Origin of the sequence: Granulicatella elegans ATCC 700633 (assembly GCF_000162475.2) — a bacterium.
In the GTDB taxonomy this organism is placed as follows: domain Bacteria; phylum Bacillota; class Bacilli; order Lactobacillales; family Aerococcaceae; genus Granulicatella; species Granulicatella elegans.
Genome location: NZ_KI391971.1, coordinates 337,725 through 356,630, shown reverse-complemented (window position 1 = coordinate 356,630; position 18,906 = coordinate 337,725). Strand labels below are relative to the sequence as shown.

Below are 18,906 nucleotides of genomic sequence, written 5' to 3'. Positions count from 1 at the left end.
TATTTATTTTATAAAAATTTTTCTCACAAAAGAAATAAAATAAAGTGAACCTGTAATCCAAAGTATTTCTTGGTCTGACGTTTTGTTAATGTAATTCTCGATAAATTGTTGAGCATTCTCTACAAATTCAATCTCACTAGAAGGGTAGTCCGTTTTTTCAATTGCACCTGCATACTCAAATGTTGTTACTACTAAACGAGCTTCAGGTAACTCTTTTCGTAAATAATCGACCATTTCTATATAGTGTTTTCTCTTTAGTGCAGAAAATAAAATCGTATGTTGAGCTTCCAGTTCTCCATGTTGTTTCACCGTTTCAACAAATCGTTTTAATGCATGAATATTATGAGCTCCATCTAATATTACTGTAGGACTTTGATGCACTACTTCCATTCTTCCTGGCCAAGTAACCGTTTGGAAACTTTCTTGAATGGCAGATAGTTCAATTGGCAGTTGGAAATTCTTTTCAAATTGTAAAAAGCATTCTAACGCTACTGCAGCATTTTCTAATTGATAATTTCCTTTCAAATTCAGATAAGAAATGTGAATTCGAGTATCTGAATTTGTAAAAATAAACCCATCTTCAAACGGTTCGATGTTAAACTCTCGTTCGAACGTATGTAAGTCACAGTTATAAGCTTTTCCGACTACTTCAGCTACTTGTAGTGCTTCTGTTGGTAATTTTCCTAATACGACTTCTTGATTTGGTTTAAAAATTCCCGTTTTTTGAATCGCAATTTCTTCAAGCGTATTTCCTAACATTTCTTCATGATCCATCCCAATCGATGTAATCACGCTCATCGTTGAATGGACAATATTAGTTGTATCTAATAATCCACCAATCCCTACTTCTAATAAAGCAACTTCTACTTTTTTTCTAGAAAAATAGACTAACGCCATAGCCGTCATGATTTCAAAGAAACTTAATGGTTCATACTCATCTATCAATTTTACTTCTGCTTGTTGAACGAGATTTCCAACGATTTCAAAATCTTCTTCGGGCATTACGTTACCATTGATTAAAAACCGATCCGTATAATCGATTAAATGAGGGGAAACAAATGCTCCTACCTTTTGCCCATGATGAACAAATAAGGACGATAACATCGCAATTGTTGAACCTTTTCCATTTGTTCCTGTTACATGAATAATCGGATAATCTTCCTGAGGATTTCCAAGAAGCGACATTAATACTCTCATTCTGTCTAATCCGTATTTTCGTTTATATTTCATTCGATCTAAGATCCACTCTCTAACTGTTTGCATGATTCCCCTTCTTTCATTTTTCATCATACAAATTCCCTCTTCAACTTGCAAGACATAATAATCTTGAACAAATAAAGGTTGTTCGACAAATCCTGTTGGTGAGAAATCACCGACAGGATTTTTTATATGAAAAAAAGAGAAATCCAGGTTATGATTAAGTCGACCAAAACCAATCAAAGGAGGATTTCTCTCATGGACTATTGTATACGAAAATTACTAGGATTAACAGAAAAAAATTTTATTGCGGATGAAAATTGGTTAGAAACGGTGACAGAAAACCACGAAATTGTTCATAAAGTTAAAGGAACTTGGACAAATACTTGTACTTCTTGTCCATATTGTTCTAGTAAAAATGTCATTAAACATTCTCCAATGGAACATAAAATTAGAATTCCACATCTATACGGGAATAAAACTCTTTTAGAATTAAAAGTACAACGATTTATCTGTAAAGATTGTCGTAAAACTTGGGTTACAGATTGCCCTCTTGTTCCCAAAAATAGTAATATTTCTTATGATTTAGCGTGCCAAATTATGTTGTACTTAAAAGAAAACTTTTCTAGAAAAACAATTGCCAAACTTCTTTCAATTTCTGACAAGACAGTCGAAAGAGTGATGAAAAAGTTTAAAATAAAAACAATGCAACGATATAACTATTTACCTAAAGTGCTTTGTTTAGATGAATTTAGAGGCGTTAAAACGCAAGAAGGGAAAATGAATTTCATTTGTTTAGATGGAGAAAATCACCAATTAATTGATATTTTACCTGGTAGAACACTTCATGAATTGATTTCTTTCTTTATGAAGTTCTCCCGTAAACAACGTTTAAAAGTAAAATATTTAGTGATGGATATGAATGCTTCTTATCAAAACCTTATTAAAGCAGTATTTCCAAACGCTGTTATCGTAGTAGATCGATTCCATATTGTCCAACATATGAATCGTAATTTTAATCAACTTCGAGTTGTAATTATGAAGCAATTCTCTGCTAAATCAACACAACAGAAGACATTAAAACGTTACTGGAAACTACTGTTAAAACCAAGTGAAGAATTGGATGAAGAAAAGCTACGCTATAACTATCACTTTAAAACGCATCTCACCCAAGCACAATTAGTGGAAAAACTATTGAGTTTTGATGAAGTGTTATCAGACGCATATGATTTCATTCAAGAACTTAGAAAAGCCTACAAGAAGAAAGATTATGAGGTATTTATGACATGTATAAAACAGATTCCAAAACAATTACCTTATGAATTTAAGAAGAAGTTTGAAGTATTCAAACGCTTTAAGGATGGGATTTATCAAGTATTTATGACAGGATATTCCAATGGAGCTATTGAAGGAACGAATAATTTCATTAAAGTGATTAAACGTGTGGCATATGGATATCGAAATTTTGAGAATATGAAATTAAGAATTAAGATTATCAAAGGGTGTTTCTTTACCCCGGTCAATAGAAAATCATTATGATTTAAGAGAGGTTGTATAGAGTCGTTTTAACTTGACAATGAGCCTCCATGGGCATGTTGAATTGGGGGAAGCGAAAAATAATATCAAATTTCACAGCCCCCAAACCGCTAATCGCGGATAACATGCCCCTGCTCATTATAAAGTTAAAACTAGATTTCATTCATAGTTATGTTTGTGGTGGATTCATCAATAGACTAAATATTTCAGTTTCTCTCACCTTATTATTAAAAATTAAAGACTTAATTTGGTGTTAAATTTGATCCACCAACAGAATTTGTCGATGAGCCCAAATCATGACCACCCGTCTAACGGGTGGTTTGAACCGGGGCTATAAGCCCAGATTACAAGCCAGCGCCTCAAGACGCTGGCTTTCACTTTGTTCAAGCCTTATTGCTTTTGACTCGTCACTTGCCTCTTAAAGAGGCGTTTGTATTACTTACCATCATCCCTGAAGGGATCCTCATACTCTTTTACACTTAATTTATCGATTGCTATATCATGTTTTTCTTGTTCTTGTATATACTTTCTTATGGTAGCTTCATTGAGTCCTACTGTACTTACATAATAACCTTCTGCCCAAAAATGACGGTTCCCAAATTTATATTTTAAATTTGCGTGTTTATCAAACATCATTAGTGCGCTTTTTCCTTTTAAATACCCCATAAAACTTGAAATACTTATCCTTGGTGGAATACTTACCAACATATGAACATGATCCGGCATAAGATGTCCTTCTATAATCTCTACCCCTTTATAACTACACAATCGACGAAATATTTCTCCCAAACTTTTCCTATATTGATTATAGATAACTTTCCGTCTATACTTAGGTGTAAAAACAATGTGGTATTTACACATCCATTTTGTATGTGATAAACTATTAGCTTTTTCAGCCATATTTTTTCTCCTCTCGCTATATGATAGGCTTGAACACCTTTATTGTATCGCGATTGGAGTTTTTTTTGGTATAACCTTTGATGCGCACCCGCATAGCGGGTGGTTTATTTGTCACGCACCTACGGAGCGTGACGGACTGAAAGTCACATAATAAAAAATCCTGCTAGTGATTTCTCACCAACAGGATTTATCGAACACCTGATTTATCTCAGTATTCTTTTATGCTAATGTTTTTAATGTTGCAATACGTTCTAGAACTGCTTGACGTTGATCAGCGTATTCTTTACCTTTGGCACGTTCTGCTTCTACAACAGCTTCTGGTGCTTTCGCAACGAATTTTTCATTTGATAATTTTTTCTCTACACGATTCACTTCATCTTGTAATTTAGCCGCTTCTTTTTCTAAACGAGCAATTTCATCATCAATATTAATTAATCCTGCTAATGGTAAATAAATTTCAGCTCCACTAATCACACTTGTTACAGCGTGGCTTGGTGCTTCTACTTCTAAACCATATTCAAATGATTCAGGATTACAGAAACGAGCAATATAGCTTTCATTTTCTGATAAAATAGCTTGAATATCTGCGCTTGAAGTTTTGGCAACAATTGCAATTGGTTTAGATAATGGTGTATTCATTTCATTTCTGCTTGTACGAACGGAACGAATAAAGTCCATTAAGAATTCCATTTTTTCTGCTGCTACTTCATCCATTTGACTTTCTTGTACAACTGGATATGAAGCAACTACTAATGAATCTCCAATATGAGGAACTGATTGCCAAATTTCTTCTGTTACGAATGGCATAATTGGATGTAATAAACGTAATGTTTGATCTAATACATACACTAAAATACTACGAGTTGTTAATTTAGCAGCTTCATCATTTCCTGCTAATGTTTCTTTAGACATTTCAATATACCAGTCGCAGAAATCATCCCAAATGAAACGATATAATAGACGACCCGCTTCACCAAATTCAAATTTTTCGAATAATTCTGTTACTTTAGCAATGACTTGATTTAAGCGAGTTAAAATCCATTTGTCTGCTAATGTTTTTTCACCAGTGATATCTAATTGATCCACTGTTAAATCACCAATATTCATTAATGCATAACGACTAGCATTCCAAATTTTATTGATAAAGTTCCATGCAGCATCCATTTTATCAGTTGAATAACGAACGTCTTGTCCAGGTGCTGAACCATTTGCTAAGAACCAACGTAATGCATCTGCTCCGTATTGTTCGATAACTTCCATTGGATCTACACCATTACCAAGAGATTTACTCATTTTACGTCCTTGGCTATCACGAATTAATCCGTGAATTAATACATTTTTAAATGGACGTTTGCCAGTAAATTCTAATCCTTGGAACATCATACGACTTACCCAGAATGTTAAAATATCATAACCTGTTACAAGTGTACTTGTTGGATAGTAACGTTTATAGTCGCTAGCTTCAACATCTGGCCAACCCATTGTTGAAAATGGCCATAATGCAGATGAGAACCATGTATCTAATACATCCACATCTTGTGTCCAGTTTTCTGCATCTGCTGGAGCTTCCATTCCAACGTATACTTCACCTGTTTCATTATGATACCATGCTGGAATTTGATGTCCCCACCATAATTGACGAGAAATTACCCAGTCATGAATATTTTCCATCCAACGTAAGTAAGCATCATTAAAACGTGGTGGATAGAAATTAACCGTATTGTCTTCTTCTGCACGTTGTGCTTGAATTGCTTGTTCTGCTAAAGGTCCCATTTTAACAAACCATTGTTTTGATAAACGAGGTTCTACAACAACATCTGTACGTTCAGAATGTCCCACACTGTGAACATGTTTTTCGATTTTTACAAGAAGACCTGCTTCTTCTAAATCTTTAACAATAGCTTTACGAGCTGCAAAACGATTCATACCTTCGTATTTTCCAGCTAATTCATTCATCGTTGCATCATCATTCATCACATTTACACGTGGTAAATTATGACGATTACCTACCTCAAAGTCATTTGGATCATGAGCAGGTGTAATTTTTACAACCCCTGTTCCAAAATCTTGTTCAACATACTCATCAGCAATAATTGGAATTTCTTTTCCAACTAATGGTAAGATAACTGTTTTTCCAATCAATGCTTGATAACGTTCATCTTCAGGGTGAACTGCAACAGCAGTATCTCCAAGTAGCGTTTCAGGACGAGTCGTTGCAACTTCTAATACTCCACTTCCATCTGCTAATGGATAATTCATATGGTAGAAAGCACCTTCTACATCTTTATGAATAACTTCGATATCTGATAATGAAGTTTTTGCTTTTGGATCCCAGTTAATAATGTATTCTCCACGGTAAATCAAGCCTTTTTCATATAATGTTACGAATACTTTTTTAACAGCATCTGATAAGCCTTGGTCTAATGTGAAACGTTCACGACGATAGTCTACAGAGATTCCCATTTTTGCCCATTGTTCACGGATATGGCTTGCATATTCTTCTTTCCATTCCCATGTTTGTTCTAAGAATTTTTCACGTCCAAGGTCATAACGAGATAAACCTTCTCCACGTAATTTTTCTTCTACTTTTGCTTGAGTCGCAATTCCGGCATGGTCCATACCTGGTAACCATAATGTATCGTACCCTTGCATACGTTTTTGACGAATAATCATATCTTGTAATGTAACGTCCCACGCATGTCCTAAATGTAATTTACCTGTTACATTTGGTGGTGGGATAACGATTGAATAAGGTTCTGCATTTGGATCTTCGTTTGGATGGAAGACTCCTGATTCAACCCACCATTGATATTTTCCTGCTTCAACTTCTTGTGGTTGAAACTTTGGTGACATTTCTTTTGCCATTCTTTTTCCTCCTTAATGAAATGATTTTGATACAATAAAAAAATCCTATGAAGAATTCACTTCATAGGACGATTATTTTCGTGGTACCACCTAATATTCGCATCATAACTGATGCCTTTAACGTTGTTAACGAAGTCTACTCCGAGCTAAGTTACTATGATTCCCCTAGCCAACTTACAAGCTACCTTCATACAAATTTGTTAAGAAGTTTCACCAACCCTTCTCTCTCTATCAACTAAAATTCGTATTACTCCTCTTGTGCAATGCTTTTATTCTATGGAATATAGTCTACCATTGTTTAAGAATACTTGCAAATGATTTTCCTTCCATTTATCACACTTATTTTTTCAAGAAACGACGCATTGAGAAAATAGAACCAAATGATCCAATTAAAATCCCTACTCCAGCCATCGCCCAAGATAAGCGATATAAGAAAGGATTTGGTGCTAATAAGCTAAAAGTTGATCCCGCAAAGAAATCACTTCCACCTTTATAAATCCATACATATAAAGCCCATAATAAAGCAATTGGTACAATTGAGCCAATTAACCCAATTAATCCACCTTCTAAGAAGAAAGGCCAACGAATATAAGCTTTTGTCGCTCCTACTAATTGCATAATTTCAATTTCTGTTCTACGAGCATGAATCGTTGCACGAATTGTATTAGAAATTAAGAAAAGAGCAATAATAATTAATACAGCAATAACTCCTATTCCTACATTTCGAGCTGTTGCAATAACTTTAAATAACGTATCCGCACGAGCTCCACCATAGTTTACACGAGCTACGTATTCCATTTTTTCAATCGTAGTGGCAACTTCTTTTGTTTGCTTTGGATTTTTTGTACTTACATCAAATGCATTTCTTAAAGGATTACTATCATTTTTAAACAACTCAAATTCTTGAGCAACACTCTTTGTAATATCCTCTAACTCCTCATCTTTTGAACGGAATTTTACTGTAGAAACTGCTTCTAATGCTTCAATTGCAGCTCTTAATTCTTCAGTTTTTGTTTCATCTGCTGCTAAATCAATATAAACTCGTACATTCACGTCTTGCTCAATATCTGTCGCAATTTTATTCATATTAAATAATAACGAAACAAAAACTCCTACTAATAATAATACCATTGATACTGCAGAAATCGCTCCAAAAGTTGACCAACCATTTCTGAATAAGCTTTTAACCGCATCACGAATATGACGCAACATAGTTCTAATCTTCATATCCGTACTCCCCTTCCTCTTGGTCACGGACAATGCGTCCCATTTCAATTGCCAAAACTCGATGTTTCTTTTCATTTACAATTTGGCTATTATGAGTTGCCATTACAATGGTTGTCCCTTGTTGATTAATTCTTTCTAAAATATCCATAATTTCCATAGAAGTTTCTGGATCTAAGTTACCTGTTGGCTCATCAGCAATTAATACAGCTGGAGTATTTACAATCGCTCTTGCAATTGCAACACGTTGTTGTTCTCCCCCTGATAACTGATCCGGGAACATAGTCATACGGTGTTTTAAGTTTACTAATGCTAATACTTCTTCAACTCGACGTTGAATCTCTTTTGGTGCTTTTTCAATTACTTCCATCGCATATGCAACATTTTCATATACGGTTAAACGTGGTAATAATTTAAAATCTTGGAAAACTACGCCTACATAACGTCTTAAATGAGGAATTTCACGTTCTCTCATTTTCGTTAAATCATATTTTCCAACGGTAATTCTTCCTTTGGTAGCTTTTTCTTGACGATACATCATTTTAATAAATGTAGATTTTCCTGCACCTGATGGGCCTACAACATATACAAATTCTCCGTCTTGAATTCTTACAGATAAATTATTAACGGCTAAAATACCTTTTCCATATTTCTTTGAAACATTCATCATTTCAATCATTTGCTCACCAGCTTTCTCTAATCATAGTATATGTCTTATCCATTATACCATTTTTCAGATGACATTCTATTGACAGCATATTACAAAAATATGTCAATTTAACACTGCGAGGTTATTCTACTATAGTGAAACTTGATGATAAAGTTGTGTCAGATATAATAATAAATATTGCAAGTTCTCCTCTTTTATTAGATGAGGAGATAAAAACTTTTCATCCACACAAAACGAAGATAAAGTTTGATTTCTAAAATGATGTAATAATGGTTTAAAAGGATGATCATAATGATCATTTAACATCCCACGTTCAAAAGCAGTTAATATAATTCCAATTCTTACTAATGGAATCCCTACCCCTTCTAACAGGTGTTGAAATATTCTCAATGTAATTTCAAACTCATTAAAAGAAGTCTTACCAAAATATTCAACTATTAATTCCTGCCATTTGATTAATAATTCTCTTGAAGTAATTTCTCCATCAATCCACTTTTCCTCCAATTCATACCCTATCATATCAATTAAAAACAATTGAAAGACATTAATATTGGATAATGAGATAGGATTTCTTCTAATTGCTAAATAATTTTTTAATAAAATATTATAAATTTCTTCAGCACTCCCTATTCCCACAAAAAATTTTTCAATCATCTTAGAAAAATCAATAGAAATAATAGGTATGAGAGTAGCATAACAACTAAAAGCTTGTTTTTCGTAACTTTTAGATTCTTCTGTTTGTTCATTTTTTAATGGTTTTTCTAAAATTTTAGAATAAACTTCACCTAATAAGGTTAAAAATTCAAATAAAGAAACTGAAAAAGAGTGATATGGGGATAAATTAATAAGGAATTTTTGATTGATTTTGATAATCTTTGCTTTTTGAGTAAATTCTACTTTAACGTTACAAGAATGGATTAAACTACTAAATTGATTTAAAAAGAAATTAAAGAAATAGAACGCTTGTTGCTCTGTAATTCTCAAATCAGAGACACTTGCATTTGTTGGAATTGTTTGAGATAAAAGATAGGATTGATAAAAACGGATGATTTTTTCACGATATTTTTTTAATTGTCCACAACACGAGTATACAAATTCCTCGCCATACATATTCGTTAAAAAATCTTTATATTTAGGAGATTGAAGTTGAAATTTTTCTACAAAATAATTGGAATAAAACAATCTGAGACGATCTAAATCTTGCTCGAACGATTCCTCGAATTGATTTGAGTTTAAAGACTCCTGCCATTTGTCTTTTAATTCATCTTGTACTACGTTATAACTTTTCCCGAAAAATTTCTCAGCATATTTATCTTTTAAATAATAATCGGAAATTTTTTGAATCTTCCTTTGTTCATTAGGAGTTAACTCGTCTAAATGATTCATAAAATACTGATAAATCATCAATGAACTTTGAGATCTCATATACTTATCCATAAACTCAAATCGAATAATATGAATATCATGATTCCTTTGATATTTATCCAAGCTCTCATACGATTGAATTAATTCTTCAATCATATCCATTGTATCCAATAATCCACGAAGTTCACTAACTGCATATTGCATTCCCAAAAACCCCCTTTTTTATCTTATTTTTATTTTACTGCTTCCATCCTTTTAAAACAATTATTTTTTCTATTTTTTCGTACTTTTTTCCGAAAAAATAAAGTTGTTTAGATATGACCCCAAACAACTTTATTTTAATCATTATTCTTAGTAGCATTAGCCATGAGATTCACCTACGAAGCTACTGGCGTCCTCTAGAAACTTTGAGACCCAGGCTCAAAGTTTAGCCATGAAATTCGCCTAGCGAAGCAGCTGGCGTCCTCCTACTACTATATTAAAAAGTCACTGTTTTATACGTACCCTCATTCGATTTCCGTTCAAATAAAAATGACTTTTTATAGTAGTATTAGTGATAGAAACCACGAGATGTGGTTTCTATCACAGGAAACTTTGAGACCTTAGGCTCAAAGTTTAGCCATGAGATTCGCAAAGCGAAGCTGCTGGCGTCTTCTTTCTACTATTTAAAAAGTCAATTTTTATTCCGTTTCGCCGGATAGTGTCCATTTTAAGTACGCATCCATAAATGGATCTAAATCTCCATCCATGACAGCACCAATATTTCCTGTCTCATGACCAGAACGCAAATCCTTCACTAATGAATACGGATGGAAAACATAATTCCGAATTTGAGAACCCCAAGCAATATCTTTTTGTTCGCCACGAATTTCAGCTAATTCAGCTGCTTTCTTCTCTTCTTCTAATTGATATAATTTTGTTTTTAACATCGCCATCGCTTGATCCTTATTTTTAAATTGCGAACGCTGCGCCTGACTTTGAGTTACAATCCCAGTCGGAATATGTGTAATACGAACAGCTGATGAAGTTTTATTAATATGTTGCCCACCAGCACCACTCGCACGATATACATCAATTTTCAAATCATCTGGATTAATTTCAATATCAATATCGCCTTCTAATTGAGGCATAATATCAATGGAACAAAACGAAGTATGGCGTTTTCCGGCAGCATCAAATGGAGAAATTCTCACTAAACGATGCACCCCTTTTTCGCTCTTTAAATAACCATAAGCATTTAATCCTTCAATAGATAAAGTAACAGACTTAATACCCGCTTCTTCTCCATCTTGATAATCGACTGTTTCGATGCGGTATCCATGTTGTTCAGCCCATCGTGTATACATTCTTAACAACATACTTCCCCAGTCTTGCGATTCTGTCCCACCAGCTCCTGGATGAATTTCTAAAATCGCACTACATTTATCATGAGGCCCACTTAGTAACATACTCAATTCATATTTTTCTAGTTCTTTTTCTACACTATGAACACGTTCCACTAATTCATCATGAATTTCTTCTTCGGGATCTTCCTTATACATTTCAAATAATAGTTCCACTTCTTCTACTTGCAATTCTAATTGATGAAAGGTATCATATACAGCTTTTAATTCATTACTTTTTTGAATGACCATTTGTGCTTTTTCATTATCATCCCAAAATCCAGGTTCAGACATTTGTTGCTCATAAGAAGCAATGTCTTCTTCTAAATGATCTAAGTCAAAGAGACCCCCTATAACTTGTCATTTGCGTACTCATTTTTTCTAATGCATTTCTGATTTCACTAATTTCCATACCATTCTCCTATCTCATTGTAAAAAGGTAGGCTGGACTTTTGCCCAGCCTACTTCTTATTATGCTTGTTCTGGTTCCTCAGTTGGACGATCATGCCCTTGAGCAATCACACTTCTAGCACCTTGTACTTGTTCACGTTGTAAGTTTTGACGAATTTGAGATTTCATCAAGATACGAGTCACATCATAATCAATAGCCGCAATCATTTGTTGGAAACGATTGAAACCTTCTGTTTGATATTCTGTTAATGGGTCGATTTGTGCATATCCACGTAAACCTACACCCTCACGTAATTGATCCATATCATCGATATGATCCGTCCATTTACGGTCAACTACTCGTAAAATAACAACTTTTTCAAACTCAAGCATTTGAGAATCCCCATTTAATTGCTCTTGTTTTTCTTTGTAAATTTCCATTGCTTTCTCATTCAATAGACCTTCGATTTCTGAAGGAGTTTTTCCTTTTAAGTCAGATAATGAAATATCGTCTGGATGACAAATTGCATTAGCTGCGAAATCTACTAAGCTTTCTAAATCCCAAGTTTTCTTTTCACCTAATGTATGATTTTCTACCATACGGTGAATTGTTCTACGAATCATTGATTTTGTTACTTTTTCTAATGAATTTTCTTCATTAATAATTTGTAATCTTTGTGAATAAATGATTTCACGTTGTTCACGCATGACTTCGTCATATTGTAATACGTTTTTACGTGTATCATAGTTATTTCCTTCAACACGTTTTTGAGAAGATTCAACTTGACGTGATAACATTTTACTTTGGATGAAATTGTCGTCTCCATTTTCGTCAATATTTAATCTTTCCCAGATTGCTTGCATTCTTTCTCCACCGAAACGTTTCATTAAGTCATCTTCTAATGATAAGTAGAATTGAGTCGCACCTGGATCTCCTTGACGTCCAGAACGTCCACGTAACTGATTATCGATACGACGACTTTCATGACGTTCTGTTCCGATAACACATAAACCACCTAATTCTTTAACACCTTTACCTAACTTAATGTCTGTACCACGACCTGCCATGTTTGTTGCAATTGTAACGGCACCACGTTGTCCAGCCATCATAACGATTTCTGCTTCTTTAAAGTGGTTTTTAGCATTTAATACTTCGTGAGGAATTCCTTCTTGATGTAACATTTGTGAGATTAACTCACTTGTTTCAACTGCTACTGTACCAACAAGAATTGGTTGTCCTTTTTCATGACGTTCTTTAATATCACGAACGACTGCTTTAAATTTACTCTTCAATGATGGATAAATTACATCATGAGCATCGATACGTTGAATTGGACGGTTCGTTGGAATACTAATAACATTCATATTATAAATTTCACGGAATTCTTCTTCTTCTGTTTTAGCTGTCCCTGTCATACCAGATAATTTACGATACATACGGAAGAAGTTTTGGTAAGTAATTGTCGCCATTGTTTTAGATTCATTTTCAACTTCTACACCTTCTTTAGCTTCAATCGCTTGGTGTAAACCATCTGAATAACGACGACCTTCCATAATACGACCTGTAAATCCATCTACGATTTTTACTTGCCCTTCATCTACTACATAATCAATATCTCGAATCATAATGTAGTTTGCACGTAATGCTTGGTCAATGTGGTGAACTAACGCTGAATTATCTATATCATATAAGTTTGGTAAACGGAAAGTTTGTTCCGCTTTATTAATCCCTTCATCTGTTAATGAAATAGATTTAGAAGTTAGATCAATAGTGTAGTCTTCATCTTCTTTCAATGCTTTAACAAAGAAATCTGCACGTTGGTATAAAACTGTAGATTTTTCAGCTTGACCTGAAATAATCAATGGTGTACGAGCTTCGTCAATTAAAATTGAGTCTGTTTCGTCAACTACCGCATAGTTTAATGGACGTTGTACCATTTGTGATTTATACACCACCATGTTATCACGTAAGTAGTCAAATCCTAATTCACTGTTTGTACTATATGTGATATCTGCGTAATAAGCTGCGCGTTTTTCTTCTGGTGATTGTCCAGTTAAGTTTACCCCTACACTTAATCCTAGGAAATTATATAATTCTCCCATTTCTTTCGCGTCACGTGTAGATAAGTATTCATTAACTGTTACTACGTGTACACCATCCCCTGAAAGTGCATTTAAATATACTGGCATTGTTGCTGTTAAAGTTTTACCTTCCCCTGTACGCATCTCCGCAATATTCCCATTATGTAGAGTAATTCCTCCCATAATTTGAACTTTATAAGGGAATAAACCTAGTACACGTTTAGCACCCTCACGTACTAAAGCGAACGCTTCTGGTAATAATTTATCTAATGATTCTCCTGAAGCATATCTTGCTTTAAACTCTTCTGTTTTTACTGGAAAGTCTGCATCACTTAATGCTTCCATTTTACTTTCCAAACTAATTACTTTATCCGCTAATTTTTCAAGTTTACGAACTTCGCGTTTGTTATTTTCAACTAATTGCTTTAAAAAATTTGCCATTCTATGACTCCTTTATTTTATTCTTTCCTAATCATCTATCTTGCAAATGAGTATACCAATTGCATCTTATTCATTTTACCATCATTATTCAAAATAGAAAAGAAAAAAAGGCAGAGTTGGAAAAAATTTTCCAACTCTGCCTTAAAAAGAAGGTATTTTTTATGCATTTGTTTCAATTAAGCCATATTTTCCATCTTTACGACGATATACAATATGAGTTTCATTTGTTTCAGCATCTTGATAGATAAAGAAATTATGTCCTAACATATTCATTTGTAAAACTGCTTCTTCACTATCCATTGGTTTTAAATCTACTCGTTTTGTACGTACAATTTCTAATACTGATTCATCTTCGTCAACCGGTTCTGGTACAACTGGTGCAACAGGAATATCAAATCCTTTTTCACGAGATTTACGATTAATTTTTGTTTTATATTTACGAACTTGTCTTTCTAATTTATCAATTACTAAGTCGATACTACCGTATAGGTCTCCAGAAGTTTCTTCTGCACGTAAGACTAAGTATGGAAGAGGAATTGTTACTTCAACTTTTGCTGTTTTTTCGGTATATACTTTCAAGTTAACATGTACGGTTGCATTTGCAACATCCCCGAAGTATTTTTCTAATTTTGAAAGTTTCTTTTCCGCATAGTTACGAATTGCTTCTGTAACTTCAATGTTTTCTCCGCGAATATTATATTTGAACATAATAATCTCCCCTTTCATCTGGCTTTGCCAGACTGAAGAAATCTCTTAAGGACCACTCTTAAGAATCCCTTCTTTTGATTTCTTTCTATGCTTAAATTATAAACCTTTTTCTATTTTTTTACAACCGTTTTCAAATTTCTTTAAAGAATCATAAACATTTATTTGAACATTTTTTAAAATATAGAAAAATTAGTCGAAATAACATTTAGTTTTTAAAAAAATACATGATTTATTTTGTTAACTTTTTCTCAATGCTCGAATAAATTCATTGTAAAACAAGAAATAAACTGATTACTTCTATTGACAGAAACCGTTCTCAGTATTACATTGAAGATATCTTATAACACAAAGGAGTGTTGTTTTATGGAAAAAGTTTTTGCAAGTCCTTCTCGTTATGTTCAAGGAAAAGATGTGTTTAAAACAGGTCTTTCCCATGTTTTAGCTTTAGGAAATCGACTACTTCTTCTATGTGACCCAATCGTTTATGATTTAGTCGGAAAAGAATTAGAAGAAAATTTTGTTGCTGCTGGAGCAACTGTTTATCATGAAAGCTTCAATGGTGAAGCTTCGAACAAAGAAGTTAGTCGTGTAGCTGACATTGTTAAAGAACATGAATTAACAGTGGTTGTTGGTTTAGGCGGCGGTAAAACAATTGATACTGCTAAAGCAATCGCAGATGACTGTCAATGTCCTGTAGCTATTTTACCAACAGTTGCTTCTACAGATGCTCCAACTTCTGCTTTATCTGTTATTTATTCTCCAGAAGGAGTATTTGAACGTTATCGTTTCTATACAAAAAATCCAGAATTAGTTTTAATTGATACAAATGTTATCGCTCATTCTCCTGTTCGTTTACTTGTTTCAGGAATTGCAGATGCTCTTGCTACTTGGGTTGAAGCTCGTGCAGTGATCGAAGCTCAAGGAAAAACAATGGTAGGAGATACTCCAACAATCGCTTCAGAAGCTATTGCTCGTGCTTGCGAATCTACTTTATTTGAAAATGGTCTTCAAGCATTAGCTTCAGCAAATGCAAAAGTAGTAACTCCTGCTTTAGAAGCTGTTGTTGAAGCAAACACATTATTAAGTGGTATTGGTTTTGAATCTGCTGGTTTAGCTGCTGCTCACGCCATCCATAATGGATTTACAGCATTACATGGAGATATCCATACTCTAACTCATGGTGAAAAAGTAGCTTATGGTACATTAACACAACTTTTATTAGAAAATCGTCCTAAAGAAGAATTAGATAAATATATTACATTCTACAAAGAATTAGGCTTACCAACTACATTAAAAGAAGTAAAATTAGATACTGTACCATATGAAGATTTACTAAAAATCGGTCGTTTAGCTACACAAGATGGCGAAACAATCCATCAAATGGTTGTTCAATATACTGCTGAAGATGTAGCCAATGCTCTAATCGCTCTTGATCATTACGTGACAACTCGATTTTAATTTTTAAAGAATACATTTTATTCAAAAAATAATACCAATCAGCTCAAGCAGATAACTGCTTCTGCTGAATTTTTTGTATATTTCCTAAATAATTCATAACCCCTATATAAATACTTCATTAAACACAGTATAATATAGGTAAAAAATTCATCTAAATTCATTTGAATCATTAAAATTGAACGGAGGGTTATTATGTTAAAAAAAATTATTGCTTCTACTAGTTTGTTATTATATCTATTACTACCTTTTTTCAATATCCAAATGATGAATATATTTTATCCTAACTTTTCAAGAAATAATCATACTGCTTTTTTAGGAATATTCATTCTATTTATCTTAAATATTGTATTAACAATTTTAGTCATTACTCTATCAATCAAAACTAATATACTGAAATCTCGTATGATAACAGTTGGAATCTATCTTTTTATAGGATTTCTCCTTCTTGTTTTGATTATTGGAATCCCAAAGAGCTTACAATTTTTTATTCTTACCCAATTAATTACATCCCTTTTTTCATTTGCTTTTGTTTTCGGGGTAGTTATTTCTTTAACTGTTTTATCAAAATTTTAAACAATATCTATATTAAAGTTTAAAAGGAATTAAGTAGCTTTAATGACTTAATTCCTTTTTTATTTCATCATATTATCGAAACACCGTAAACAATTTAACGTCTTCTATCCCTTTATCCTGTAATAACTTAGCAGCTAGTCGAATGGTTTTCCCAGTCGTATAAATATCATCAAACAATAAAATTTTATTGGGTAACGGTATCTCTTCTTTCAATACAAAAGGTTGTTGGAGTTTCATTCTCTCTTCTCTTGTCTTTTCAGATTGTTTTTTTCCTTTTCCAATATGTTGAAAGAGTTGCTGATATGGAATTTTTGAGAGTTCTAAAAGATATTCAACCGATTCAAATTCTCTTTTTTCTAAACTTTGTTTAGACGTTGGGAGTGGACAAATCGTATACCCTTGCTTTAAATATCTCTTCAATCTCTTTTTTAAATCTTCTTGTATTAAAAAGGCTACAGCACAATCTCCTATAAATTTATATCGTTCCATAAATTCTTTTGCCTGTTCTTCATAAACATATAATGCTTGATTCATGGGGAAATAAGAATCTATCTCTTTCCAACGAATACAGTCATAACAGAATGCCGCATCCTCCATTAAGCGCCCACATCCCGGACAAATTGGTTCCTTTTCTAATGAGTGAAATAACTGTTGACACTCCCTACAAATCGGTCTTGAATTCCATAGAAATAAAGAACTAATTCCTGAATCTGCTGTTACATCATTTCCACACCATACACAACGCATTTTAGTCACCTTCAATTAATCCTCTTTTTCTAGCTTCTTCATTCAATGATTCGATTTCTTTCTTAGCTTGTTTCATTGCTCGACTCATTCCTTCATAAAAATAGACAACTTCTCCTCCTGGATGATCCACACTTCTGCCTGCTCTCCCAGCAATTTGCACTAAAACTTCCCTTGTAAAAATCTCTTCTTGAGCTTCTATTACCGCTACATCAATACCATAAAAAGTAACGCCTCTTTCAAGAATCGTTGTTGTAATTAAAAAATCTAACTTTCCTTCTCTCATCTGTTGTATTCTTTCTTGTCGCTGTTCCTCTTGAGAGGAAACACTGGAAAAACTTGCATTCGGAAAAGCTAGACCCATCATTTCTTCCACTGCAGAAATTTCTTGAATCGTTGACACAAATACTAAAAACGGAGTTTTTTCATCAATTCGCTTCTTCATCCAGAAATACAACTCTTGCGGAATTTTTTTCTTTTCTAAAGCTCTATTCCAATTTCGTAATTCCTTAAACAGAGGTACAACAAGAGGTTGCCGATGGAATCTTGCTGGTAATAAAGAATACGATAGTTGATGATGTTGAATTTGGTACAATTCCAACTTCGAAGGTGTAGCTGTCATAAAGACCAGCCTTCCCATGGATTTAACTGCACGATGGACGGCAAATTGTAACATGTCACTATTGGAATAAGGAAAGGCATCTACTTCATCTACAATTAGTACATCAAATGCATGATAAAATCGTAACATTTGATGAGTCGTTGCAATGGTAATCGGTGTTCTTTTATACGCCACATCCGTTAATCCATGTAAAACAATTACTTCTTCTAAAGGAAAGGCTTCTTTAATTCTGGGAGCTAATTCGTTACAAACATCAATTCTTGGAGCTGCTAAACCAACTCTTCCTCCCTTTTCTAATACAGTTCGTATTAATTCAAAAATCATTTCCGTTTTCCCTGCTCCAGTTACAGCCCATACTAAATGCTCCTTATCTGTTACTTCAACTAATTCTTGCGAAAGTTTTTCCTGTTCTTTAGACATTGTATGCTTATAATATATCTGAACAGAATGTGGTGAAAATGCCGGAGTTTTCTCCTCAACAGCAACTAGCACACAACATTCTTTAACTTTCCCCATATTCAAGCATTTTAAACAATAATGACACTTTTTATTGCATATAATACATGGCCCTACTGCAAAGTCTTCCATATTTTTATTACCACAACGATTGCAAACAAAGTTCCCTTTTTCTGTATTGAATCCCGGCAATACTTCTCCCATCTTTTCCAGTCTATAATCTCTTTGTGACTGAAATCTAACTTGAATTCTACCCTGTTCTTCCATAACCACCCCTCCAATCTTTATATACG

Annotated in this window: 14 protein-coding genes and 1 other annotated feature; of the genes, 3 read left to right on the top strand and 11 right to left on the bottom strand. The window is 33.6% G+C overall.

What is annotated here, in order from left to right; translation table 11 throughout:
• Nucleotides 1-3 precede the first annotated feature (3 nt).
• Nucleotides 4-1,290 carry a bifunctional folylpolyglutamate synthase/dihydrofolate synthase gene (locus tag HMPREF0446_RS01545; protein ID WP_051349233.1) on the bottom strand — a complete coding sequence of 429 codons (1,287 nt, stop codon included), beginning with the start codon at nucleotides 1,288-1,290 and terminating at the stop codon, nucleotides 4-6.
• 165 nt (nucleotides 1,291-1,455) lie between these two features.
• Between HMPREF0446_RS01545 and HMPREF0446_RS01540 the strand changes: the two genes are divergently transcribed.
• The gene (locus HMPREF0446_RS01540) at nucleotides 1,456-2,736 is read left to right on the top strand and encodes an ISL3 family transposase (protein ID WP_006703547.1); all 1,281 of its coding nucleotides are present in this window, start codon (nucleotides 1,456-1,458) and stop codon (nucleotides 2,734-2,736) included.
• Between the two features lie 432 nt (nucleotides 2,737-3,168).
• On the opposite strand, the gene tnpA is transcribed toward HMPREF0446_RS01540, so the two are convergent.
• The 8 genes from tnpA to hpf all read right to left on the bottom strand — a co-directional run bounded on the left by tnpA (nucleotide 3,169) and on the right by hpf (nucleotide 14,760).
• Entirely contained in the window at nucleotides 3,169-3,633 is a 465-nt protein-coding gene (gene tnpA / locus HMPREF0446_RS01535; protein WP_006703546.1) for an IS200/IS605 family transposase, read from the bottom strand.
• A gap of 219 nt (nucleotides 3,634-3,852) precedes the next feature.
• Complete coding sequence (locus HMPREF0446_RS01530) at nucleotides 3,853-6,498, bottom strand: valine--tRNA ligase (protein ID WP_006703545.1); 2,646 nt, start codon at nucleotides 6,496-6,498, stop codon at nucleotides 3,853-3,855.
• Between the two features lie 61 nt (nucleotides 6,499-6,559).
• Nucleotides 6,560-6,771, bottom strand: a binding site (T-box leader).
• 66 nt (nucleotides 6,772-6,837) lie between these two features.
• A complete protein-coding gene (gene ftsX / locus HMPREF0446_RS01525; protein WP_020991267.1) occupies nucleotides 6,838-7,725 on the bottom strand; it encodes a permease-like cell division protein FtsX in 888 nt (295 codons plus the stop codon).
• Nucleotides 7,715-8,401 carry a cell division ATP-binding protein FtsE gene (ftsE, locus tag HMPREF0446_RS01520; protein WP_006703543.1) on the bottom strand — a complete coding sequence of 229 codons (687 nt, stop codon included), beginning with the start codon at nucleotides 8,399-8,401 and terminating at the stop codon, nucleotides 7,715-7,717. The genes ftsX and ftsE overlap by 11 nt, the downstream gene beginning before the upstream one ends.
• A gap of 120 nt (nucleotides 8,402-8,521) precedes the next feature.
• The gene (locus HMPREF0446_RS01515; RefSeq protein WP_006703542.1) at nucleotides 8,522-9,961 is read right to left on the bottom strand and encodes a hypothetical protein; all 1,440 of its coding nucleotides are present in this window, start codon (nucleotides 9,959-9,961) and stop codon (nucleotides 8,522-8,524) included.
• A gap of 476 nt (nucleotides 9,962-10,437) precedes the next feature.
• Nucleotides 10,438-11,551 (bottom strand): peptide chain release factor 2 gene (gene prfB / locus HMPREF0446_RS01510; RefSeq protein WP_156902302.1). Its coding sequence is split into 2 segments (ribosomal slippage): nucleotides 10,438-11,493 and nucleotides 11,495-11,551, totalling 1,113 coding nucleotides; the frame shifts between segments, so codons are not numbered across the junction.
• A 59-nt stretch (nucleotides 11,552-11,610) separates the two neighbouring features.
• Nucleotides 11,611-14,052, bottom strand: coding sequence for a preprotein translocase subunit SecA (secA, locus tag HMPREF0446_RS01505; RefSeq protein WP_006703540.1), 2,442 nt, complete (start codon nucleotides 14,050-14,052; stop codon nucleotides 11,611-11,613).
• Nucleotides 14,053-14,211: 159 nt separating this feature from the next.
• Complete coding sequence (hpf, locus tag HMPREF0446_RS01500) at nucleotides 14,212-14,760, bottom strand: ribosome hibernation-promoting factor, HPF/YfiA family (RefSeq protein ID WP_006703539.1); 549 nt, start codon at nucleotides 14,758-14,760, stop codon at nucleotides 14,212-14,214.
• 363 nt (nucleotides 14,761-15,123) lie between these two features.
• Here hpf and HMPREF0446_RS01495 point away from each other — a divergent pair, with 363 nt between their 5' ends.
• The gene (locus tag HMPREF0446_RS01495) at nucleotides 15,124-16,218 is read left to right on the top strand and encodes a glycerol dehydrogenase (RefSeq protein WP_006703538.1); all 1,095 of its coding nucleotides are present in this window, start codon (nucleotides 15,124-15,126) and stop codon (nucleotides 16,216-16,218) included.
• A 192-nt stretch (nucleotides 16,219-16,410) separates the two neighbouring features.
• Entirely contained in the window at nucleotides 16,411-16,791 is a 381-nt protein-coding gene (locus tag HMPREF0446_RS01490; RefSeq protein WP_020991265.1) for a hypothetical protein, read from the top strand.
• Nucleotides 16,792-16,863: 72 nt separating this feature from the next.
• Here HMPREF0446_RS01490 and HMPREF0446_RS01485 read toward each other — a convergent pair whose 3' ends face one another.
• Nucleotides 16,864-17,538, bottom strand: a complete 675-nt coding sequence (locus tag HMPREF0446_RS01485) for a ComF family protein (RefSeq protein WP_006703537.1) — start codon at nucleotides 17,536-17,538, stop codon at nucleotides 16,864-16,866.
• Between the two features lies 1 nt (nucleotide 17,539).
• Entirely contained in the window at nucleotides 17,540-18,880 is a 1,341-nt protein-coding gene (locus HMPREF0446_RS01480; protein WP_020991263.1) for a DEAD/DEAH box helicase, read from the bottom strand.
• Nucleotides 18,881-18,906 lie beyond the last annotated feature (26 nt).